The sequence below is a fragment of the Lysinibacillus sp. G4S2 genome (assembly GCF_030348505.1).
GTDB lineage: Bacteria > Bacillota > Bacilli > Bacillales_A > Planococcaceae > Lysinibacillus.
This window is the reverse complement of record NZ_JAUCFJ010000002.1, coordinates 4,497,153-4,519,934: the sequence shown is the minus strand read 5'-3', so window position 1 is coordinate 4,519,934 and position 22,782 is coordinate 4,497,153. Positions and strand designations below refer to the sequence as shown.

At 36.1% G+C, this 22,782-nt stretch carries 20 protein-coding genes and 1 other RNA gene; 12 read left to right on the top strand and 9 right to left on the bottom strand.

The window, feature by feature from the left end:
* The first annotated feature begins 24 nt into the window (after positions 1-24).
* The gene (locus tag QUF91_RS23055; RefSeq protein WP_285397309.1) at positions 25-441 is read left to right on the top strand and encodes a GNAT family N-acetyltransferase; all 417 of its coding nucleotides are present in this window, start codon (positions 25-27) and stop codon (positions 439-441) included.
* Positions 442-815: 374 nt separating this feature from the next.
* On the opposite strand, the gene dltD is transcribed toward QUF91_RS23055, so the two are convergent.
* The 7 genes from dltD to QUF91_RS23020 all read right to left on the bottom strand — a co-directional run bounded on the left by dltD (position 816) and on the right by QUF91_RS23020 (position 9,064).
* The gene (gene dltD / locus QUF91_RS23050) at positions 816-2,003 is read right to left on the bottom strand and encodes a D-alanyl-lipoteichoic acid biosynthesis protein DltD (RefSeq protein ID WP_289419473.1); all 1,188 of its coding nucleotides are present in this window, start codon (positions 2,001-2,003) and stop codon (positions 816-818) included.
* The gene (gene dltC, locus QUF91_RS23045; RefSeq protein WP_285397289.1) at positions 2,000-2,233 is read right to left on the bottom strand and encodes a D-alanine--poly(phosphoribitol) ligase subunit 2; all 234 of its coding nucleotides are present in this window, start codon (positions 2,231-2,233) and stop codon (positions 2,000-2,002) included. The genes dltD and dltC overlap by 4 nt, the downstream gene beginning before the upstream one ends.
* 63 nt (positions 2,234-2,296) lie before the next feature.
* A complete protein-coding gene (gene dltB, locus QUF91_RS23040; protein ID WP_285397288.1) occupies positions 2,297-3,460 on the bottom strand; it encodes a D-alanyl-lipoteichoic acid biosynthesis protein DltB in 1,164 nt (387 codons plus the stop codon).
* Positions 3,457-4,929: a D-alanine--poly(phosphoribitol) ligase subunit DltA gene (gene dltA / locus QUF91_RS23035; RefSeq protein ID WP_285397287.1), complete on the bottom strand. Its 1,473-nt coding sequence runs from the start codon at positions 4,927-4,929 to the stop codon at positions 3,457-3,459. Before dltA ends, dltB begins: the two co-directional genes overlap by 4 nt.
* Before the next feature lie 18 nt (positions 4,930-4,947).
* Positions 4,948-5,085 (bottom strand): teichoic acid D-Ala incorporation-associated protein DltX, encoded by a 138-nt coding sequence (locus QUF91_RS23030; protein ID WP_285397286.1) that lies wholly within the window; start codon positions 5,083-5,085, stop codon positions 4,948-4,950.
* Positions 5,086-6,029: 944 nt separating this feature from the next.
* Positions 6,030-7,676 (bottom strand): alkaline phosphatase, encoded by a 1,647-nt coding sequence (locus tag QUF91_RS23025; RefSeq protein WP_289419472.1) that lies wholly within the window; start codon positions 7,674-7,676, stop codon positions 6,030-6,032.
* A 149-nt stretch (positions 7,677-7,825) separates the two neighbouring features.
* Entirely contained in the window at positions 7,826-9,064 is a 1,239-nt protein-coding gene (locus tag QUF91_RS23020) for a transglutaminase domain-containing protein (protein ID WP_289419471.1), read from the bottom strand.
* A gap of 434 nt (positions 9,065-9,498) precedes the next feature.
* Between QUF91_RS23020 and secG the strand changes: the two genes are divergently transcribed.
* The 6 genes from secG to ssrA all read left to right on the top strand — a co-directional run bounded on the left by secG (position 9,499) and on the right by ssrA (position 15,705).
* Positions 9,499-9,726, top strand: coding sequence for a preprotein translocase subunit SecG (gene secG, locus QUF91_RS23015; RefSeq protein ID WP_068986825.1), 228 nt, complete (start codon positions 9,499-9,501; stop codon positions 9,724-9,726).
* Between the two features lie 674 nt (positions 9,727-10,400).
* Entirely contained in the window at positions 10,401-11,147 is a 747-nt protein-coding gene (locus QUF91_RS23010; protein ID WP_285397283.1) for an alpha/beta hydrolase, read from the top strand.
* Positions 11,148-11,183: 36 nt separating this feature from the next.
* On the top strand, positions 11,184-13,688 hold the full coding sequence (gene rnr, locus QUF91_RS23005) for a ribonuclease R (protein ID WP_285397282.1): 2,505 nt from the start codon (positions 11,184-11,186) through the stop codon (positions 13,686-13,688).
* Positions 13,689-13,788: 100 nt separating this feature from the next.
* Positions 13,789-14,253, top strand: coding sequence for an SsrA-binding protein SmpB (gene smpB / locus QUF91_RS23000; RefSeq protein WP_289419470.1), 465 nt, complete (start codon positions 13,789-13,791; stop codon positions 14,251-14,253).
* A gap of 185 nt (positions 14,254-14,438) precedes the next feature.
* Positions 14,439-15,167, top strand: coding sequence for a hypothetical protein (locus tag QUF91_RS22995; RefSeq protein WP_289419469.1), 729 nt, complete (start codon positions 14,439-14,441; stop codon positions 15,165-15,167).
* A gap of 182 nt (positions 15,168-15,349) precedes the next feature.
* Positions 15,350-15,705: a transfer-messenger RNA gene (ssrA, locus tag QUF91_RS22990) on the top strand.
* A 127-nt stretch (positions 15,706-15,832) separates the two neighbouring features.
* On the opposite strand, the gene QUF91_RS22985 is transcribed toward ssrA, so the two are convergent.
* Positions 15,833-16,999: a site-specific integrase gene (locus QUF91_RS22985; protein ID WP_289419468.1), complete on the bottom strand. Its 1,167-nt coding sequence runs from the start codon at positions 16,997-16,999 to the stop codon at positions 15,833-15,835.
* Positions 17,000-17,150: 151 nt separating this feature from the next.
* On the bottom strand, positions 17,151-17,420 hold the full coding sequence (locus QUF91_RS22980; protein ID WP_289419467.1) for a helix-turn-helix domain-containing protein: 270 nt from the start codon (positions 17,418-17,420) through the stop codon (positions 17,151-17,153).
* 552 nt (positions 17,421-17,972) lie between these two features.
* Between QUF91_RS22980 and QUF91_RS22975 the strand changes: the two genes are divergently transcribed.
* The 5 genes from QUF91_RS22975 to QUF91_RS22955 all read left to right on the top strand — a co-directional run bounded on the left by QUF91_RS22975 (position 17,973) and on the right by QUF91_RS22955 (position 22,338).
* Positions 17,973-18,146 carry a hypothetical protein gene (locus tag QUF91_RS22975; RefSeq protein WP_289419466.1) on the top strand — a complete coding sequence of 58 codons (174 nt, stop codon included), beginning with the start codon at positions 17,973-17,975 and terminating at the stop codon, positions 18,144-18,146.
* Between the two features lie 222 nt (positions 18,147-18,368).
* Positions 18,369-18,827 carry a helix-turn-helix domain-containing protein gene (locus QUF91_RS22970; protein ID WP_289419465.1) on the top strand — a complete coding sequence of 153 codons (459 nt, stop codon included), beginning with the start codon at positions 18,369-18,371 and terminating at the stop codon, positions 18,825-18,827.
* A 1,393-nt stretch (positions 18,828-20,220) separates the two neighbouring features.
* The gene (locus tag QUF91_RS22965; protein ID WP_289419464.1) at positions 20,221-20,832 is read left to right on the top strand and encodes a hypothetical protein; all 612 of its coding nucleotides are present in this window, start codon (positions 20,221-20,223) and stop codon (positions 20,830-20,832) included.
* 116 nt (positions 20,833-20,948) lie between these two features.
* Positions 20,949-21,791, top strand: a complete 843-nt coding sequence (locus QUF91_RS22960; RefSeq protein WP_353957860.1) for a hypothetical protein — start codon at positions 20,949-20,951, stop codon at positions 21,789-21,791.
* Positions 21,792-21,873: 82 nt separating this feature from the next.
* Positions 21,874-22,338, top strand: coding sequence for a hypothetical protein (locus QUF91_RS22955; protein ID WP_289419463.1), 465 nt, complete (start codon positions 21,874-21,876; stop codon positions 22,336-22,338).
* The last annotated feature ends 444 nt before the right edge of the window (positions 22,339-22,782 follow it).

The following is a 22,782-nucleotide window of genomic DNA, read 5'->3' as shown; positions in this document are numbered from 1 at the left end:
TATTATGAAAGAAAAGGTGAGAATCTGAATATTAGAGAGGCGAATAAATTAGATTACCCGGAATTAAGAAAAATCTATCTGGAATCGCGTCGTAAAAATTTCCATTGGGCGGCTTTAGAAGAAATGACATTAGACGATTTTGATAAAGATACTATAGGAGAGCATATAATTGTAGCGGAAGAGGATAATCATCTACTTGGATTTGCATCATTATACTTGCCAGATAATTTTATTCATAATTTATTTATTAATCCAAATTACTTTGGTAAAGGTATAGGGGGTCACTTACTAAATGCCTCCATTAAAAAAATGAATAAACCGTTAAGATTAAAATGTGTATCCGAAAATCATATAGCGTTGAAATTTTATGAGAAGAATGGTTGGAAGAAGGTAAACGAAGAAGGGGAAAAGGAAAAATATTGGGTTATGAAATATGAATAACAAATTAAGAAGGTATCGAAATAAACTTCCATCTGATGGAGGTTGGGCGACTCCTTGGGAATCAGTGTCACAGATGAGACCCTGCAGCGAAGTGAATAGGGGAACGAAGGTTAAAAACATTACGTACTGTGATAAAGCCTTCGTGACTAACTTCGCTTACGCTTTCGCACAAAAAACATTTGTCGCTGTCGCTACGTTTGCACTGCGCTTTCGCACAAAAAACATCTGTCGCCCCGATGCCTCCAAAAAAGTCCTCAATTGCAAAGGATCAACCCCTCGTTTTGTCGAAGTGACACCTTTATTTCTTTGATACAATAGTATTTTGAAAAAAAGAGACAGTCTTTCGTGATTAACACGTTAGACTGTCTCTTCGTTCATTTAACAACTTCTTGCTGTGCCCAATATTTGTCTAGTTCTTGATCTAGATATACCCAGCCTTTCCATGCAATATGAATGGTATCCATAATAAAATACGGATCATATTCATGGCCAGAGAAGTCAACATATGGAACATTCGCATCAGTTAAGATGTTATTCATTTTTTCGTAATACTTTTGTCGACGTTCCTCAGGGTATTCTGTGTAGTCATACCAATGACCATTTACTGGAATAGAGATGAATAATGGCTTTGCACCAGCATCCTTTAACACATCAATGACTAGCTGAAAATCTTCATATTCGGGTGAATTCGTATAATCTTCGTTCTTTCGCATTCCTTCAAACTTAGATAAATTCGAATTTACAAGTCGTTTATAAAATTTATTTTCAATCATTAAATCATTGGATACACGTTTTTCGCCATATTCCTCAGCATTTTTCAATTGTTGCTCAAATGTTTGATTCGTAACTAGTTCGTCTTTATCTTTTAATTTATGCGACTCTCGAGGGAAAATCGAGTAATACAAATCTTTTTTCTCTAGCATAGCCTTTTGGACACGACCAGCCATCATTGCAAGACGCCCAATAATAGGTTTTTTCTTACCATCTGATAATTTATATTCATAAATGGTTTTTAACAGTTGATCACGACTTACTGTATCAAACTCTAGAAGTCGTTTCATTGCTCGATTTCGAAGGTCTTCATCAATGTCCTTATTGTAGGCTAAATCGTAGGCATGCAACATTGAATAGTTAGGAGAAAAATGTAATTCATCCATTCCTTTTTTCGTAAACCATTGAGGAGAAATGATGAATACAATTTTTTTATCCTTTAAATTTTTCTCCTGTGCAGCAAAGTTTAAAAAGTGTGTAATTGACTGCATACCTCCTCGCCCAACCATAAATGTCGTGTACGGGGCATCCGTAGCTCGCGCATAATTATAAGGGTGGAAGGGGTCAAAACGATTTAATTCTGAGGAGCCATATAAAGGCAAGGAATTAGGCTCCTGCAACATCCGCTCCTGGAAATACATACCCTGGAACACTAACGGAGACATACTAGTTTTTGCTTGCTCTACATCTTCATCTGAAATAAAAGCTTTTATCCAGGAGTTAGGGAAGAACAAAAATGCAGCAAAAAGAACAAAAGCAATTAAAAGTGATATAAAGCCTTTCTTAATCATTGTCTTTCAGCTAATTTCGCTGCAATACGATTTGGCGTGTTCCATTCCTCACGGTTAAAATCAGTAATTGGCACTGAGATGTCAAAGCGGTTTTCAATTTCTACTAATAAATTAATGGTACCGAATGAATCAAGAAGTCCTTCTTCAAATAGATCGATATCTGGGTTTTCTAAAACGATATCGTCCTCGCATAACTCTACTAGCATTTCAAAAATTTGTTGTTTATCCATTTTATAAATCTCCTTTATTGTTTAGGCTGTGTTATAAGCGATTAACATGAACAGAGCCGTTGTTTAAAATAATCTTCCTGAGAAAATATAGAAGCCAAAGCAAATTGCATTAAAAGTGATAAACACTCCTATTGCATGTGTCCATTTATTTTTTGGCCAAATTTTACGTTTTTTATTCCAGCGTTCAAATTTATCGAAGCTGATAATTAACAAGGCATGGTAGAGACCGTAGACAACAAAGTGCCATTCCAATCCGTGCCAAATCCCCATTAAAAAGAATAGTAAAAAGAAGCCAAGATACGAAACTGTGTATTTGTTTTTAATCCATTTTTTCTTCGTCATCCAAAGCACGAAACGCATATAGACATAATCTCGGAACCAGAATGAAAGGCTCATATGCCAGCGATTCCAGAAGTCTTTAATATTACGACTTGTGAATGGTCGGTTAAAGTTAATAGGCGTTTGAACACCCATGATGCGACTGACACCAACCGCAAAAGCACTGTAGCCCGCAAAATCGAAAAATAAATAAAAACTATACATATACATATACGCTATTTGCCCTTGAAAAGGTGTCAAATAGTTATACGTTTGATTTGGTAAATAAATAAGTGTGTAGTTATATATTAAATAAGCCACAATAAATTTATATAAAAAGCCTACAAATATATAATTGATCCCACTTAACAGTAACTTTTGATAGTCTTGACCAGACGGCACTGTGTGCATATCTTTAGAAAAGCGTCGCCAACGATCAATAGGTCCTGATGATACTGTTGGGAAGAACAGTAAGAAATAGGCAAGCTCAACTACCGAAATTTTATCTTTAATTAAGCCATCGCGTGTTTCTAAAATCATTTGTACCGCTTTAAAGGTAATGTAGGATACCCCTAAGAACCCGAATAGATTTTTAAGACCAAGTATTGGCAGAACCTTCACGAGTACAAGTGGCAAAATTGACAATAGCACAGCGATTACGAATACGGAAGTGCTATTCTTCTGTAATCGATATTTTTGGTAAACAATAATTAATACTAACTGAAAAACAGTAAATAGTATAAGAGAAATTGAGCCGTTAAGGGAGTTACCAAAAATAATAGCTAAAATGATTATCGAAATAAAGATATTATAGCGTTTAGCTGATTTCCCACGTAGCCCTAAAATAATTGTTGGCAGTAACATAATACCAATGATGATGAAAAAACCTATATTTCCATAAGGCGTCATACTGTCTCCATAACCGCCAATCCTTTACGATCAACTTTACCGTTTGAATTTAAAGGTAAAGTGTCAATGTATTTGAATGTTTTCGGAATCATATAAGATGGTAAATAATCCGATAACAAAGCTTTTAGTTGCTTCGTCATTTTGAAGGCAGAGTCCGTTAATGGTTCTCGAAGAACAATATATGCACTTAGTGAAACAATCTCATCATCTTTATAGATAGGTATAACAACACAGCTAGAAACAGGTGGAAGATTGCCGATTTGTTTTTCAATTTCTTCAATTTCTAAACGATAACCGTGCAATTTTACCTGGAAATCCTTTCGTCCAGCAAAGAACAGATAGCCATCCTTTTCATAACCAACGTCCCCAGTTTTATAAATACGTTGATCCTCTATTGTAGGGAAAGCTTTAAGTGTTAAGTCAGGTGCTCCAAGATAGCCTGCACTAACAGTTGGACCAGAAATTATAATCTCGCCATCTTCTAGTAAGGATAGATTAGGCTCAGATAGAGGGGCGATTGGTAGTTGGTCAAATTGCTCCATAAGCTCCGCTGTTACTTCTACATAGGATACTGCAACAGTTGTTTCAGTAGGCCCATATAAATTAAAAATAGATGCTTGTGGGAAGCGTTGCATTAATTCTTTTGCTAAGGATATTGGTAAAACCTCTCCGCAGAATAAAAAAGTATTTAAAGAAGGCATTAACTCCTGATGCCACTCTTTGTTCATTAAACAAATCTTCGCAAAGGAAGGTGTGGAAGTCCAAACTCGAATACCAGAAGTAGCCAATGATTCGAATAACGCCTTTGGATTAGCAATTTGCTCTTGCGTAATTGCGTAAAGCGTTTGCCCACTAACGAGTGCAGGATATAAATCCATCACAGATAAATCAAAGGAATAAGGCGCTTGATTTAAAAATACTCCAGATTCTTGTAATGGGAAGTATTCATGCATCCAAGCAACAAAGTGCGCTAAATTATCGGCTGTAATTTGGACACCCTTTGGTTTCCCAGTAGAACCAGATGTGTAAATAATATAATAAATTTCTTGATCCTGAACCCATGTTGAAGGCTGCGTCGAAATATTCGTAGTTTGAGTCACTATATCACTTACCTCAGCTACAGGAACTGACTGGTGTGTGTTTAACGTTTCAGTCTTTAGTAGTAAGCAAGCCTGAGACGCTTCTATAATGATTTGAAGCCTTTCAGACGGTGTAGACGAGTCAACAGGTACATAAGGATGCCCAGCCTTTACAGCACCTAAAAAGGCAACGATTTGTAAAGGTGACATATGCCCATAGACGACAATGGGTTGTTGTCTTTTCAAATCAAGAGCCATTAAATACTGTGCTACACGATCAGAAAGGTCCCAAAGCTCACCATACGTTAAGGAATCAGTATTGGTTTGATATGCAGTTCGATGTGGATGTTCGTGTGCCACATTTTGAATAGCCTCTAAAATACTTAACATAATATATATCTCCTTTTCTTAAAATTCAGTATATATAAATGGTCCTGCATTCATATCATGGAAGCCATGAATAAGAAACAAGAGCACCAAAATGATGAAATAAAATAACGTAAAGCCTATAAAACGAAAAAGCTCATTATTTTTGATGGATTGCATATGTCCACCTCCAATTATAAATGAAAAAAGAATATAACTTTGTAAATATACTAAAAAAATACATATTTTTTCAAGTTATTTTTAGTAACCTTTTTTCCTTTTATTAAATTTTTATCACTGTTTTGACGGAAAGTGGAGAAAAATGTTGCCGAATTTTAAATTATTCATTAAATCATAAGAAAAGTTTAAGGTAAAATTAAGATTTTGGAAAAGTTAGTTAAAATGGAAGAAAAGAAATTGGTTTATTATTGTCGTTTTTCCAACTTAATTTGCCGGCTCATAACATAACGAGTGATTGATTTTCGTTTCCAACTGTACGTTTTCCGTGGGACGCCCTACCTTTTAGCCTTGTTCCTCTGATAGGCTCGCTTCAGGATTAATCCCCAAGGAGTCGCTCAGTCTCCATTCCGCTCAACTTATATAAATAACATACGTTTTAATAAATGTCATTCCTAACTTTTGGTAAAAGGTCGTGAACGATAAACTTCCTTGCGTTATTGCACGCTCGCTTAATGGATGAACACACCATAACGTGTAGTTGATTTCCGTTCCGACTGGGCACGACCAGCCCCTACTCCAATCAACTAATATACAAGGCATATATTTAAAAAAATGTTATCCACAACTTTTGGTGATGTGCCGAATAATTTTTATATTGTTTATTATTACCATTTTTAACGCATTATATTAAGCTTAATGAATAAAAGTAAAATCAAAGTAAATTCAATGAAAAATGTCGGTATTATTTTTTACCTCTTTCAGCAAACGAAAGTGGCAGCGGCAGTTACAAAAGTCTCCCGTTTCTAAAATAATGGGATGAAAAAGGGGGATATTAAGCAGATTATGGAGTTGGCAATCTTTTGAGGGCTGTTGCGATACATATTGAGCAAAAGAAAAATGCTATCATCAGTTAATTATCTCAACTTATGATAGCACCCCATTTATTATTTGATTACATTTAAAACTTTTTTTGAAACGTAAAATTCAGTGCCGTTGTAGACATTGATTGTGTCGAAAGTATGAGTCTTTGTCGTCTTTGTTGAGGTGTCCTCATACATCAACGTGTTCTTATTCACAGGAATTGTAACGGTTACATCATTTTTTTTTGCAATAAACTTAGGGTTTTCTTTGTCAGCTAAGTCAATTTTAGTTGTATAGCCTTTTTCTTTGAATTCTTTTGTAGCGGGGATATATAAATCATCTGTAAGCTTATTTAAATCAAAGCCCATAAACTGTGCCATTGAATGTGCTAAATCTGTGTTTTCTACAAGACCTGTAATTTTTGATGGCCCGTATGAATATAAGAATACATCTTCACCAGTATGCCCACCAGTTGTATAGCCAATGTTTGCCCGATTTGCAAGCATTTTTACCATTTCTTTGCCGATGTTTTTAGTCGATTTTAATGTTGCTAGCTCGCCCTTAGATAAATTATCTAATCCATAAAGTGCAGCGACTTCTACAATATTTGATTTATCTTTTTTTAAGTAGCTTAACGCACCTTCAATTGTCATTGTAGCTTTCTTCAGAGGATCGATATAGGCAGATACAGGTATGCTAGCGTAAGTACTAGACGTGTTGGCATTACCCATTGAAATACCACTATTACAATGGTCTGTAACAGCAATGACCATTGTATTGCCATCTTCTTTTGCAAAATCAACGGCTTCTTTCACTGCAGCATCAAAGGATAGAATGTCACTAATGATACCGATTGTGTCATTGGCATGAGCCGCCCAGTCCACCTTACTGCCTTCTACAAATAAGAAGAAGCCGCCCTCATCCTTTTTCAGCGTATTAATTGCTTTATTCGTCATCTCAGCAAGAGTTGGTTCAGATGCTTTTGTGGTAGCCCGATCCAAATCGAAGGCAAGGGCACCTGGAGCAAAGCTTCCCCAAATTTTTGATGAATGGCTATTTAGGAGCTCATCGCGTGTTTTAACGATGTCATATTTTTTTTCTTTTAGGACATCTACTAAATTCTCGCCATCTTTACGAGCATTTTTTGTTGAGCCTGGCACCAGAGACTCAAAGCCACCACCTAATACGACATCAATATTTTGATAAACTTGCTGCTCAGCGATGTTATCATATTGGCTTCTATTATTAACATGTGCAGAAAATCCTGCTGGTGTCGCATGTTGAATTTCAGAAGTTGAAATCAATCCTGTTGCCTTGCCCTGTTGTTTAGCCCCTTCTAAAACATTGGCTACAGGTTTAAAGGCATCCTCTTTAGCAATTTGCTCTAGCCCTGGTGAATTAATAACAGACGGTAACACACCGACATAATTATCATTTGATTTATGACCAGTTGCTAATGCAGTAGCGGCAGGAGCAGAGTCTGTAATTGCCGATTCAGCAGAGTACGTACGCACGGCACCTGATAAAATTTCGTCCATTGCCAAGCTTTCACCTTTATACCAACGAGAAAGAGTAACGGCACTATTACTACTGCCATCCATCACCAGCATAATAACATTTGTTGGCTTCTTTACTTCAGCTGCTTGTACTTCCGGTTGAGCGATACTAAACGACGATAAAATAAGGGCACTTGCAAAAAACAATGAACACCATTTTTTTGAGTATTTCATGATTTGCCTCCTTTAGGTGAATTCAAAAAGTAAGTGTAAAGGAAAGTTGCTATTAAGAGTGAAAGTGGAGAAAAATGTGGTATTGAAGGGGAAAAATAGAATCTGCTTACTGGAAGCTAGCAGATTCTTTCAGTAATTTTATGGCTTGGCTAGAAAGAATGTTCTTCACCGTCAAGTGTTTCATAAAGTAAAACACCATCTTCATCAATGAACAAGTTTAGAACTTCTTCTTCTAATAACACTTCCTCTGAGCCATTGTTTACATTAATTTTTGTTAAATAGCCTGCATTATCATAATCACTGCAATAAACCGCATTGTCATCAGCAGCTAAGTAGTAGCAGGCTGATTCAGTAATTTGTGCAGTTTGTTTTGTTGCTATGTCATAAGCGTATACCATGCTGTCGGTTATGCTAGTATAATAAATAACGTTGCCAACAGTATCTGCGTACCACATATCATGCATAAAATCGTAAGCATTACTTGTAGCAACAACATAGTTTTCCCTTACCCATAGATGATCTTCACTTAGTTTTTCGTCATTCACTAAAAAATATGCGTAGGAAATAGCATAAGGCTCATTAGGATCGACATCATTCCAAGTCGTATCAATATGATACCAATTACCGTCAATACTTACTAAATTCCATGCATGAAGCTGATTATCGCTGTAGCCATAAACGTATTTAACATCGAGACCAGCCGCTAAAAATAAACGATAGGCTAGTAATGCGTAAGCTTGACAAACCCCAGTTTCTTTACTGATTAATTCATAAACTGTTTGACCATAAGTCTCACTTTCTCCAGAATAAGTAGCTAGTTGTACGATATAGTCATTGATGGTTTTAGCACGACTAAAGTCATCCATGTCATTTGTAATATACAAATTAGTAAATTCTTGAACATAAGAATCAACTAACTTTTCTTTCTCGGCATCTGAGAAATATGTAAAATTAAATTCGATTAAGTACCCGTTATCCGTTTCTATTGCTTCACATGTGAAACTGTCGATATAACCTGCAGTATAAGGGTTAACAAAGGAAATTAAGCTTTTTATATCATCTAGCTGTACTTTAAGTGTATCCCAATCTAATTTTCCTCTATATAATACTTTAAAGTTTGGCTCGAATTTTGATATTCGCTTTTCGATGATCTTTGAAAATTGAAGCAAGGCAGGATCTTTTTTGAATAATGTCGTTGAAAAAAGATCATCTGTTGAAAAATCTGCGGATGGCGCTTTGCTAGCAGGTTGCTTGTCTTCTGTAAAGGCTTCTTCTTGCGATTCAGGTTCCTCGTCTACTAGTGCATTGATTGCCTTAAAAGTAGCTGAACAAGCAGTAAGCAAGCTTAAAGGAATGAGCAAAAAAATCAGCCACATATACTTCTTCATATGTACCTCCATTATTATTACATTTTTAACTATTATAGGTTAATGCGTTAAGGAGGTGTTATCTATTTTTTGTAAAACTAAATTCTTCACCAATAGATGGGAATGACATTTATATTAAAAATTGATCTTCGTTCCGACTGGGCGACTCCTTGGGGATCAGCGTTATAGATGAGACTATGGAGCGAGCCAGAAGAGGACGAAGGCTAAGAGCATCACATCCTGTGATAACGCCTTCGTGACCAACATCGTGTTGGCTTAAGCGGCTTATCGGACGCCCCAGTCGGAACGGTAATCAATCTCGCGTTATGGCAAAGGGTTTAAAAATAACTTAAATGGGAAAAATAAGGTTATTTATTAATCTCAGTTTGTCAAGGCAACCTTTTTTTGTTATAATGTGATTTGTTGTGATGTTCGAAGTTCGGGAGGTGCAGTGGATGCATACAGTAGTATTAGTTTCATTAATAATCGTATCAATAGCGTTGATCGTTGTAGTATTACTTCAATCTAGTAAAAGTGCAGGCTTGTCAGGTGCCATCTCGGGTGGAGCTGAACAACTATTTGGAAAGCAAAAAGCACGTGGTATGGATCTAATCCTTCACCGTGCAACAGTTGTGTTAGCAATATTATTCTTTATTTTAGCACTCGCTATTACAAAAATCTAATAGTTGAAGATATATCGCCTAACCTTACTGGTTGGGCGTTTTCTTTTATGGTGCTAATTATTTGGACGCCAATACATAGTTAGTTCAGTAAAGTGAATACCCGCGCGGGGGAGGGAAATACCCGCGGAAGTGGAGTGAATACCCGCGAAAGCGAAGCGAATACCCGCGGAAGCGAAGCAAATACCCGCGAAGCAGAGCAATACCCGCGAAACAAGGCGAATACCCGCGGAAGCGAGGCGAATACCCGCGGAAGCGAGGTGAATACCCGCGAAAGCGAGGCGAATACCCGCGGAGCAGAGCAATACCCGCGAAGCAGAGCAATACCCGCGGAAGCAGGGCGAATACCCGCGGAAGCAGGGTGAATACCCGCGAAGCAGAGCAATACCCGCGAAAGCAAGGCGAATACCCGCGAATCGCAAAATGATAGATGGAAAAGCTAGAGTCGTGGATAGAACCATTGAAATCGTGGATAGAACCATCAAAATCGTGGATAGAAGAGCCAAAATGACGGATAGAATCCTCAAAATGCCGGAAAGACCATCAAAATGCCAAAAAGACCCATCAAATTAACCGATAAAACCTCATAAAAAAAGTAACAATCGCCAAAGCTTTTGAGGAAGCTTCAGTATGGCTATAATGGTTATAGTATGTATTAGGATGAAGGAGAGCTCGCGATGAAAAAATCATTATCACAGCCTTTTTTCTTTCAAGCAGGATCACGAGCGGTTTTATTACTGCATGGGTTTACAGGAAGCTCGGCGGATGTGCGAATGCTTGGTAGGTTTTTAGAGAAAAAAGGGTATACTACATTAGCGCCTCATTATAAAGGTCACGGTGTGGAACCGGAGGAACTTATTACAACAGGTCCTGCTGATTGGTGGCAGGATGTCATAGCTGCGTACAAACAGCTACAGGAAGCGGGCTATCAGGAAATTGCTGTGGCTGGATTGTCGTTGGGTGGTGTGATGGCTTTAAACGTTGCGCTGAATAACCCAGTTAAAGGTATCGTGACGATGTGTTCCCCGATGACGATGCGCACAACGGACATTATGTTCGAAGGTGTCCTGAAATATGCAAGGGACTATAAAAAGTTCCAAGGTAAAGATGAAGAGCAAATCGAAGCTGAAGTTTCGTTAATTGCTGAAAAGGGCATGCCATCTTTACAAGAGTTGCGAGAATTTATTGATCAGACGCGTCAGCAAATTGACATGATTTATGCACCAATTTTTGTCGTACAAGCGACAAATGACGAGGTAATTGAGACAGAATCTGCCAACATTATATATAATCAAACTGAGTCACTTGAAAAACAAATCAAGTGGTATGAAAACTCAAAGCATGTTATTACGTTAGATCAAGAAAAAGATCAGTTACATGAAGATATTTATCACTTTTTAGAAAGCCTAAATTGGGCACAATAAAACATAAGAAGGATTTTCTCATGAAGGAGGGAAATTATGAAAGACCAAAAAAATTCACTACAAAGTCGGTTACTCGATTTTTTCCGTGAAGAAGATTATAAACCATTAACAGTTGGCGAAATCGAGGACGTATTTGGCTTTGAGGATGCTGACGAATTTAAAGAATTAGTGAAAACGTTAGTGCGTATGGAGGGGCAAGGTTTAGTTGTTCGTTCTCGCTCTAATCGTTATGGCTTGCCAGAGCGTATGAATTTACTGCGAGGTAAATTTATCGGGCATGCGAAAGGCTTCGGCTTTGTTACACCTGATATTGAAGGGATGGATGATGTTTTCATTCCACCGCATGAAGTAAACGGTGCAATAAACGGTGATATCGTACTTATCCGTGTGTTAAAGGAATCATTCGGCGATCGCCGTGAAGGAACAGTGACAAAGGTAGTAGAACGAGGACAAACAAGCTTTGTCGGGACGTTCCAAGCAAATCGAGGCTTTGGCTTTGTTGTGTTAGATGACAAAAAACTACCGATGGACATTTTCATTGCTAAAGGTGATACGTTAGGAGCTGTCGACGGACACAAGGTTGTCGTTGAGGTGGCTACTTGGCCAGAGGATTTAAAATCAGCTACAGGCTATATTACGAAAATTTTAGGGCACAAAAATGACCCAGGTGTTGACATTCTATCTATTTTATATAAGCATGACATTCCACCTGAATTCCCAGAAGAAGTGGTTGCTGTTGCACAAAGTGTGCCAGATGAAATTACAGCGGCAGATTTAGAAGGTCGCCGTGATTTACGTCATGAAACGATTGTGACAATCGATGGTGCTGATGCAAAGGACTTGGATGATGCTGTAACCGTAACGAAAAACGTAGACGGTACTTATAAACTAGGCGTACATATTGCAGACGTTAGTTATTATGTAACTCAAGGCTCTGTAATAGATATCGAAGCTTATGATCGTGCGACGAGTGTATATTTAACAGACCGCGTTATTCCGATGATTCCACATCGACTATCGAATGGCATCTGTTCATTAAATCCACAGGTTGACCGTTTAGTACTGTCTTGTGAAATGATTATTGATGCAAATGGTAATGTCATTTCACATGAAATTTTCCAAAGTGTCATTAAAACGACAGAACGTATGACATATAAAGACGTATACAAGATTTTAGAGGAGCAGGACAAGGAGTTAATGGCCCGCTATGAGCCACTAGTACCAATGTTTAAACATATGGCTGAGCTGTCAAACATTTTACGTACTAAACGTGAAATGCGTGGTGCTATTGACTTTGACTTTAAAGAATCTAAAGTGATCGTGGACGAAGATGGCTGGCCAATCGATATTGAATTACGTGAACGTACAGTAGCTGAGAAATTAATTGAAGATTTCATGCTAGCGGCCAATGAAACAGTAGCAGAGCATTTCCATTGGATGAATGTACCGTTCCTTTATCGTATTCACGAAGATCCAAAGCCAGAAAAGCTACAACGCTTCTTTGAATTTGTCACGAACTTCGGTATTTTAATAAAAGGTACTGGAAACACGGTACATCCGAAAGCACTACAAGATGTATTAAAAGCCATTGAAGGCATGCCAGAGGAGCCTGTTATTTCAACAATGCTTCTACGTTCGATGCAACAGGCAAAATATTATCCTGAAAGCTTAGGTCACTTTGGTTTATCAACAGATTTCTATACACACTTTACGTCACCAATCCGCCGTTATCCGGACTTAATCGTGCATCGTTTAATTCGAACGTATTTAATTAATAAAGATACGTCGAGAGAAACAGTTGCACAGTGGGGCATGGCAATGGATGAAATTGCGGATCATACGTCAGAGCGTGAACGCCGTGCTGTCGATGCAGAGCGCGATACGGATGCGCTGAAAAAAGCACAATATATGTCCGATAAAATTGGTGAGGAGTTTGAAGGGATCGTATCGTCTATTACAAACTTCGGGATTTTCGTGGAGCTTCCAAATACGATCGAAGGACTTGTTCATATTAGCAATATGACAGATGACTACTATCGTTTTGACGACCGTCAAATGATTATGATTGGTGAACGTACAAATCGTCAATTCCGTATCGGGGATGAAGTAACAGTACGTGTAGCAAATGTTATTATTGAGGAGTCATCGATTGACTTTGAAATCGTCGGAATGGTAACGTCGTATGGACGAACTCGAAAAGCAGCACCAACTGTTATTCACGCACGTAAAAATTATAGCGAGAACAAGGGCGAACGTAGTAGTCGTGGCAATCGCAGAGGCGGACGCAACGAAGAAGAACGAGGCGGACGTGGCAGTCGCAGTGGTCGCAACGAAGATGAAAGAAGCGGACGTGGCAGTCGTAGTGGTCGCACTGAAGAAAGACAAGGCGGACAAGGAGAGCGACGTGAAAGCGACTGTGATCCACGAGGACGCCGCAAAGATGGCTCAAGCCCAGGCCCTAAAAAAGGCGTAAAGCAAAAGCAGAAATTCTACGAAGGCGTTGCAAAAAAAGGCAAAAAGAAAAAATCAAAACGTAAATAAAAGAAAGGCGAAAGCACCAATATCACTTTACTGGTGCTTTCGCTTAATCAATAATAAAGCAGGTACTCCCTGCTAACCTTTAAGTAGAGGGTGAATTTATATGGCAAAAGGTACTGGGAAAGTATTAGCACAAAACAAAAAAGCCGGGCACGACTACTTCATTGAAGACACAATCGAAGCGGGCATGGTGCTAACGGGCACAGAAATTAAATCCATCCGTGCAGGAAGGGTCCAACTAAAAGAATCCTATGTACAAATCCGCAGCGGTGAAGCATGGATTAACAATATGCATGTCAGCTCATTCGAACAAGGCAACCGTTTCAATCACGACCCACTACGCGCCCGCAAATTGCTGCTCCATAAAAAGCAAATTGGCGAGCTAGTCGGTGCTGTAAAACGTGATGGCTACACAATTGTCCCATTAAAAATGTACATTAAAGACGGCTACGCCAAGCTATTAATCGGCGTCGGCAAAGGGAAAAAAGATTACGACAAACGTAACGACATGCGCAAAAAAGAAGCGAAACGCGACATGGAACGCGCCTTCAAATCGAAAAACCAATAATAATAGATTGTTAGAAAGCTCACTATTTTCGGATGGTGAGCTTTTTGTATGTGGGTTGTGTGAGGTGGATGGATAGAATTTTCAGGGCTTGTTCTAAAGGACGTCGATTTAAAAATATAATAAAGGATAAACAACTTTACCGCATATAGGGGGAAATGAACATTCTTACAATAGGACGAAAATTTATGTTTATGAACATAGAGCACATTTATTTTGCCGAAGAACGCAATAATGCCAGTGAAAGAAAAAAGCTAGTTTGCTACCATCAAACAAAGCGACCTGTACAATCGCTCCAAACTCAAAAGACACTGCAAATCATGCTACAGCAAGATGAAGAAATCCTAGTAGCCAATTTATCAAAAATGAATCGCTATATGCTACGTCGCGCCAAAAAAGAGCCCTATGAGGTCATTGTAAAAGAAAATCCTTCTGATCAAGAACTATTGGAATTCCAGCAATTTTACAACGCCTTCGCCAAAATAAAAAATACAGATCGCGTTCAAAAGTTTCATATGCAAACCTTGAAACTACTTCGTGAAAAAGGCGCACTCGTCTATACAAAGCTTCAAAACGACAAAGGTGAAGCACTGTGCTATCGGCTTTACATTGTCGATGAAGATATCGTCTTTAATTTATATACAGGTACCGCTGTCTGGATCAAGGATAGACCAGATTTAAAGCAACAAATCCGCTTCGCCAATCGGTATTTACTTTGGGAAAATATCATGATGTTCCGAAGCAAAGGCTACGCACGCTATGATTTCGGCGCAGTAACGAACAAGGAGGAAATTAACGAATTCAAGGTAGGCTTTGGTGGACAAGAAGTAGAGGTCTATTATGGCTATCTCACAGATTCAAAATTAGGAAAGCTGATTTTACGATTAAGAGATTTGAAATTCAAGATCATTAAATAAAAAAATGATTTAGCCAATTTTTTCTATCGGAGCAGGACACTTGAACTATAGCAAGATTTGTTTTATAATATGAATTACTGATTGCCAGATTACATGGAAGCGTACATTTAAGCTCCCACCGTACTAGAAGAAATTCTAGCTCCTTTACTTGAACGAGGCTACGTGCTTCGATTCATATTCAAGGGGACGTTACGGATTCGACAGGGATGGTTCAAGCTTTGGTCGCGCGTCGGAGGTCTCGGCTCCGTCATCAACGGAAGTTATATAATAACTGGCAAACAACAAAACTTAGCTTTCGCAGCGTAAGCTCTTAAGCGCTCTGCCTCTCTATCGCCCATGTAGAGAACGTGGGGCCCAACTTTAGTGGGATACGGTCGATGGTGCCACCTGAGTCACCGACAAGAGATTTCCAGGTTAGCGTACAGGACGCCTGTTTGTCGGCATAATGTTACGTGAATCGTAAATAGGCAAACTACACGCGTAGAAGCTGAAGTATTGGAGTTTCTGGACGCGGGTTCGACTCCCGCCGTCTCCATTTTAGAATTTCATTGAGTTTCAATGAATCTCAAAACCCTTGTATATCAAGGGTTTTTTATTTTTCATTGTTTCATTCAGTTTCAATGAATTTCAATCTTCCATGGTCAAAACCATGGTCAAAAAACTTTTTACATGGTCATAAAGTTTGCTAACTTGTTTATTGCTTCATCTTTCGCTTGTTGAGATACATGAGCATAAATATTCATTGTTGTTTTGACATCTGTATGGCCTAAACGGTCTTGTACTTCTTTTATGCTGACACCTGCTTCAAATAACAATGAACAATGCGTGTGCCTGAATCCATGCGTCGTTATTTTCGGAAGTTTATATTTTGTTAATACTTGCTCAAGCCACTTTCTTGTCTTAGTTGGTTGTAAAAATTCATTTTGTTCATTACTGAAAACAAGTTGTTTAGATTGCATTGTATTAAAGCCTAAAGTTAAATAAGAATGTCGTTGATGTTTTTTCCATGCTTTTAATACCGACATTGTTTGAGGGTCCATTTTGATAACTCGAGAAATACCTGTTTTAGTAGTTTTAACATATAGATTATTATTTTTCCCTCGTGAGACTGCTTTATTTATGCGTACTTCATTTTTATTAAAGTCAATATCGCTCCATATTAAAGCGAGTGCTTCACCTTTACGCATACCGCTAAATGTGAGTAAGTAAAATAAAGTATAGGCTTTTTTATTATTTTCTTGCTTCATACATTCTAAAAATGTAATTACTTGTTCCTTGGTGTAGAAATTCTCACATTCATCATCAATAATCTGAACCTTTTTAAGATTATTTGGCATCTCGACTAATGTAAACGGATTTGATTGTACATAGCCACGTTTTAACGCAAAATCGAAAACTTTTGAAGCATATGATTTCACCATTCTATATTTTTTCAACTTAGAAGCCCACTCATCAACGTGTTTTTGACATACATCTACATTCATTTTATCTATTTTATATGCCCCAAGAGCGGGTAGAATGTGATTACGAAAAATACCAGTAGTCTTAATAAACGTACTTTCTTCCACTGTTTTCTCATACTGAATTATCCATAATTCGTAGACATCTGCATATGTTTCAACTTGGCGCTTTTTAAATGTTCCATTGCTAATTTCAAGTTTTATTCGAGCTAATGCCAAATCTGCTTCTTTTTTCGTTTTAAATCCACGTCGTGTCGTATATTGTTCTTTCCCAGTAAGCGGGTCAGTACCACAGTATACTTTAAACATATAGCATTTTTCATTATTTTTTTTGATGTACATTTTTATTGTAGTATTTTTTGTATTCCTCATTTTATTTATTTCCTCCTTTTACCTTACGGAGACAAGATATAGAGGTTGAATGTTACTTAATAAACTTAAGCAACATAACTATCATATAAGATAAAAGCGGTGATACTCAAGTATATCACCGCTTAAACTCTACAAAATGTCTAATCTTTTCTTAACAACTAAACTTATTTAAAAAATTGTCAATTTCCGACTTAGAAACGCGCTTCACACCTTCAATTTCACAAACTTTTAATCCCATTTCACGATATTTCATGAACGTGTTGTGAGCAACACCAATATAGTCACAGGCTTCTTTAATACTCATCCATTCCTTAGTGGTGTTATTGGGTGTGTGGTAACCTTTCATAGCGTCAGTAATCCAGTTTTTTATTTGAATCTCGATAGAGTTTAATGTTTCAATATTGTTGATTAATTGGTCCAATTTATTACCTCCTTTAACTATGACATTATAATAAAATGAAATTGGAATTCTGTGAATATAAAAAATGTCGAACCATGCTTGACCCCTATATCCGACCAATCACAGGTGAAATAATAATAATTTACCAGTGCTACCATCCTATGTATCGATTTTTTTTGTCTGTCATTTCTATTTGTTTATTGGCCGAATCATGTAAAGTATGTGAAAAAGAAAAATGTTGCAAGGTTCATAGTCAATAACCATACTAAAATGAATCTTTTTTTATGAAATGAATCTGTTGATGAGTAGAAAATGCCTTTACATAGATTAAAGTGGTATACTCAATCCATACACAAAGGGGGGTGTTTCTTTTGCAAAGGAAATTTATGAGGCATTTAAATTATTTTAGATTGGCAGATTCAAAAATTGAACATAGTAGATGTACATGAGACGTTGGATATAGCGATGACTATATGCAGCGTCTTTTTATTTTTGTCTATAGTCAAAATGGAATTGCTTTTCTATTGATTGCGAGTGGGAAAAAATGTTGGATGTACAAGAGGAGGATAAAGAGTGACTGAATATCAGATGTTAAAAACCATCAGCGTTGTTACGTATGAAGCACAGGTCAATTTTTTTGAACAGGAAATTTATAAAGAGTCTGAGTTTGTTGATGCTTTTTTAGATGTGCAACTTCTACTTAAAGCAGGGGTATGTAAGCTTGTTGTGATGGATAGAAATGAATAGGGAATGACAGAAAAAAAGTTTATCTGATGAATCCACGGTTTAAGTGAAAGGTTTTTATGCTTCATCTTATTTTTTCTCTCTGATATTATCGAATAAATTTGCAAACCAAATCTATAATATAGCAAGTTTCTAAATACAAAGGATTCTATTTTTTAGAAATCATCATTATTGGAAATTCTAATGCGATTGTGGATTAGATAAATTAAACAGGGGGAACTGTATATGAATGAAAATACTACGACTGTAAAAGGAAACCGAGAGATTTCAAGGACATTTTCTCAGCGTCTCAAGCACTATCGGCAAGTCCGAAATCTCACTTATAAGCAATTAGGCGAACTGGCAAAAATGGATGCAGGCTATATCAACAAACTTGAAAAAGGTATTAGACGTGCACCTTCATATCCAATAATCAAGAATTTGGCTCTTTCATTGGGTGTGCATATAACCGATTTAGTCGATATCGACCCATTTGAGGAAGACCTTCCAAGAAAGAGTATTCAAGAGGTGTTAGTTTATACCGAATATCTGATTAGAGGAAAACTGCCGACAATGGAAGCAAGGGAGAGTTTGTCAGCACTTATACAGACATTGTTAGATAGCGAATGGAAAGAACATAGTAAACATGTAGATACAATTAAAATAATCAGTAAAGTGGATATTTTTCTTAAGGAACTAAATTAATTCATGAACAAAAGTTAGAAAAGAGAACTATAATTTTTTATTAGTTCTCTTTATTTTTATTTAAAAGGGTGTTCCAAAATTTCCGTACTGAAAGACACGATTCAAAGGATGTTCCAAAATCTCCGTACTAAAAGACACATTTTAAAGGGTGTTCCAGATTCTTCGTACTGAATGACACATTTCAAAGGGTGTTCCAAAATCTCCGTACTGAAAGACACATTTTAAAGGGTGTTCCAGATTCTTCGTACTAAATGGACATTTTAAGGGATAAAACATGAATTTATAAGTTTTTAATTATTCTAAGGTTACTTACTTTCCCTTCTCTGTTCCAGAATCTTCTTACTGAACAAACACTTAGTATCGTATGTAGTTAAACAGGAACAAAGTATGGGGGTTACCAGTACCTTTTTCAATAGGGGCATGTATTTAATATTATACAAAATCAAATACGCCCCCAATGAATTTGCCTATGCCTCTAAGCAACCAGAAGATTAATTTGAAGGGTAAAAAAACTAATCCTGGTATACAGGATAGTACATCAAAAATGAAATCTAAAAAGGTGTAATCTTTATCACTCTTCTTACTCTTTCTCGTTTTGTTTTTCTTTCGTTACCACCATTCTTTCATATGACTCATCTCTTATTCTCGAAATAGTTACTGACCTTTTTCATTTTACTTAAATAAATTTACGTTTAATAGTTTATTTGGTTTCATGTAATAACTTGACTACATTAATGATGAAAATTCAAATAGTGTTTGTTACATAACTATATCTTAATATCTGCGAAATAATTTCATAAAAGTTCTTATTTTATCATGCTTATTCCACAATTTTTTGGGGTAAATGCAGAAAAAGTATGAAAAGGTTCATACTTTTTTCGCTAAATAATGAAAATGGTATAGGTTACATCAGGGCTGTATATAACACAGGCGGAGGTAACTGTTATTATCAAGTCAAGTATAAATAGTTTGTGATAATACTTTTCAAAACTGACTATGGCTTTAAAGCTGATATGGAATTATATAAAGGTAGGGGAGGGAATGAGAATCACTTCTGAAATGCCAATACGAAATTTTAAATTGTTATTCAAAAACTTGGAGGAGGGAATTATGACCTTATGTTAATTCCTAAGAAAGAAGCTCAAGCGATAAATTATAAGATGTATGAAGAATATACATCAGCGGAAAATAAATTAGATTAGTGGAAGTGGTTTTCCTTCCATTTAACAATGAAAGGGGAAAAATGCTTTTGTTGTGCTTGTTAAATAGGGGCTTAAAGGAGCAATTTATTAATTTTATGCAGACTTTCCTAATATCAAATAATAACATAGAATTAAAATATAGAAGTTTGAATTTTCGCTTAGTATTCTTTTATATAAAGAGGAAGGTATTTATGGATAAATATTATTTCAATCTCATGCAATTTTTCGAGGGTTATGTAAGGAATTACCGCAGAATGAACTTATCCTATTTACATAATGTTTCTATGTTCACCAAAAGGGAGATTGACTTTTTTGCCCAATTAGGAGAAATGCTTGGCTTCGATGCATTCATTGAAGATTCGAAGTTTGATAAATCAGAAGGGCGTTCCCGCCCAATGGATTTATCTTGGTGGAAGTGGGATGCCCGATTTGATGATGAACATTTTTTATATCTTGCCTTACATTTGGAGAGGGAGAGTATCCCGAAAAAAGATGTTGAAACAATAGAAAAGCTATTTTCGCAAACTGAAGAAGGTTATATTCCACATAATGTTATAGGGATACAATACATTAAATCTGCTGAAAGGGTAGATTATCTAAATAAATTGATTCTGCGAAAGAATAAGATTCAAAAGTCGAATGTTTTAATGGTTTATCGTTATTACGATGAAGAATTTGATTTACAAAGAGTTCGTGCGTATAGTATCACCCCCGAAGGATTAAATGAGGAGAGGAAAGCAATTTTCAAATATGACCAGTCAGGCTATTGTTATATGTGCTTTGATGAAGATTTTGCCTCGTAACAAAAATCACTTATTTGATTAAGTTTTAAAGAAAAAATGAAAGTTTAGATAGTGCGGTGTAACTGTTCTTAAGAAAAGTACCAAATAGGGTTTTGGAAGAAATAAAGAGGGATGGGATGGAAATGTTTACTCTTGAAGAATACATTTCAAAAAGGAAAAGAGAAGATAAAATAAATGAATATGATATTGATTCCAAAAATGAAAATATACGTGTTTGTGTGAATTATGTTTTTGAATACTTTAATCAATATTTGAATATTGAGGAGATGGAACAAAAAACATTCTTAAATGAAGAAAGGTTAGTAAAATTTAAAAATCAATTGGAAAAGTATGAGGATGCTATTCAAGAATGGCTTGTCGATATTTACGATGTACATGAAAAGCAAATCCATCGTTCTATTATAAGTTTTTTAAAAAAAGAGGAACTTTTTCTTTTATATAACACTGAGCATGAATTTAGGACTTGTTCATATGATTGTTATGCCCATCTTATAAAAAAGAACCCATTTTTAAAAGGTCAGACAGAGATGTTATTCAATTTTATAAAAGATTACCATCGAATTGAAAGTGAAAAAGAGTTAAATAATCCTTCGATATTTTTGACTGGGGATATAAATGAATGGCTGGAAAGAACTTGGAGTAAAAACAAAGTGAATGTTTGGGCGTTTACTTCTAATTATTTATTACGTTTTTCTGATGATGATTCTTTATGGCCAGTAAAACATAAAATTAAAACCAGTGAAAATTGGCAGCCTTATATATATGATTATAAACAAAAAACAAATCTCTTTAATTTAAATACTCTTTATACCAAAATTTCAAAGAAGCCTTTTATAAAAGGGAAGAAGCAGTTTCTTGAAGTAATTTTCATGTACATATGGTTACATGATATATATGGAGACAATGATAATTATTGGGGAGAATACTGTATCAAGGTAATTAATAATTTACAAAATTAATTTTCATCAGAATCATAAATCTCCTATGGTTGATAGTCGTGTGGGAAATTTATGTTCTTCTAAAAGAAGGGGTGACGAAAAATTGAACATGGTTGTAGTGTTTGAAGAACAGGTTGTTAAGAAAACAGAACAAAAATTGAAGCAGACTTTAGCAAAGTTAAAAGAAGATGTACATCTTCAACAGAATCTTAGGGAATTGACCGATTTATCATCAACATTGGAAAGATATAAAGTTATCTTAGAAGATTTTCATATAAATAAAGAGAATAGAGATAAGCGGATAGAGGAAAGAAATGAACTTTTAGAGAAACATGATAAAATATATTCTGAATTGATATTAGAAGGATTTGAAAATTCATGGATAACAACTATTATTAAACATGAAATGGAGAATTTAAAAAAGGTTACTAAAGATGCAAGGGAAGATGCGTGCAATGAACATTTTGGAAAAGTTGATATTAAAGATATTGATATAATGGACGACCGTTTTGACCTTGTATTACAACAAATACAGCAAGCAAAAAATAAGTATATTAAAGGCAATTGAAGCAATCAGGAAACCTCTTTTTAGATATAATCGATAAATTGTTTCTTAAGGCACTAAATTAACAAAAGTTAGAAAAGGGAACTATGATATTTATTGGTTCTCTTTATTTATATTTCAAAGATTGTTCCAGATTCTTCATACTAAACGGACATAAGGGATAAAAACATACAATTATAAGTTTTTGATTATTCTATTGTATTTAGGTAAGGTCTTTAGTTTCCTTAAATTCCTTGTTTACCCCTTATCTTGGGACTGAACTTAATCATATACAAAATCAAATACGTCTTCAATGATACTACCTATGCCTCTAATCAGAAGAGGATTAGTCTAAAGGGTAAGAAAAATTAATTCCGATTTATAGAAGGATAGTACATCGAAAATAAAATCTAAAAAGGTATGATTATCAATCTTCTTATTTTTTCTCTTTTGCCACCATTCTTTCGT

What these genes read in the sequence shown, in the direction of transcription:
- dltD (WP_289419473.1), bottom strand. Translation starts at nt 2,003, where the DNA reads ATGATTAAGAAAGGCTTTATATCACTTTTAATTGCTTTTGTTCTTTTT.
- dltC (WP_285397289.1), bottom strand. Translation starts at nt 2,233, where the DNA reads ATGGATAAACAACAAATTTTTGAAATGCTAGTAGAGTTATGCGAGGAC.
- dltB (WP_285397288.1), bottom strand. Translation starts at nt 3,460, where the DNA reads ATGACGCCTTATGGAAATATAGGTTTTTTCATCATCATTGGTATTATG.
- dltA (WP_285397287.1), bottom strand. Translation starts at nt 4,929, where the DNA reads ATGTTAAGTATTTTAGAGGCTATTCAAAATGTGGCACACGAACATCCA.
- QUF91_RS23030 (WP_285397286.1), bottom strand. Translation starts at nt 5,085, where the DNA reads ATGCAATCCATCAAAAATAATGAGCTTTTTCGTTTTATAGGCTTTACG.
- QUF91_RS23025 (WP_289419472.1), bottom strand. Translation starts at nt 7,676, where the DNA reads ATGAAATACTCAAAAAAATGGTGTTCATTGTTTTTTGCAAGTGCCCTT.
- QUF91_RS23020 (WP_289419471.1), bottom strand. Translation starts at nt 9,064, where the DNA reads ATGAAGAAGTATATGTGGCTGATTTTTTTGCTCATTCCTTTAAGCTTG.
- secG (WP_068986825.1), top strand. Translation starts at nt 9,499, where the DNA reads ATGCATACAGTAGTATTAGTTTCATTAATAATCGTATCAATAGCGTTG.
- QUF91_RS23010 (WP_285397283.1), top strand. Translation starts at nt 10,401, where the DNA reads ATGAAAAAATCATTATCACAGCCTTTTTTCTTTCAAGCAGGATCACGA.
- rnr (WP_285397282.1), top strand. Translation starts at nt 11,184, where the DNA reads ATGAAAGACCAAAAAAATTCACTACAAAGTCGGTTACTCGATTTTTTC.
- smpB (WP_289419470.1), top strand. Translation starts at nt 13,789, where the DNA reads ATGGCAAAAGGTACTGGGAAAGTATTAGCACAAAACAAAAAAGCCGGG.
- QUF91_RS22995 (WP_289419469.1), top strand. Translation starts at nt 14,439, where the DNA reads ATGTTTATGAACATAGAGCACATTTATTTTGCCGAAGAACGCAATAAT.
- QUF91_RS22985 (WP_289419468.1), bottom strand. Translation starts at nt 16,999, where the DNA reads ATGAGGAATACAAAAAATACTACAATAAAAATGTACATCAAAAAAAAT.
- QUF91_RS22970 (WP_289419465.1), top strand. Translation starts at nt 18,369, where the DNA reads ATGAATGAAAATACTACGACTGTAAAAGGAAACCGAGAGATTTCAAGG.
- QUF91_RS22965 (WP_289419464.1), top strand. Translation starts at nt 20,221, where the DNA reads ATGGATAAATATTATTTCAATCTCATGCAATTTTTCGAGGGTTATGTA.
- QUF91_RS22960 (WP_353957860.1), top strand. Translation starts at nt 20,949, where the DNA reads ATGGAAATGTTTACTCTTGAAGAATACATTTCAAAAAGGAAAAGAGAA.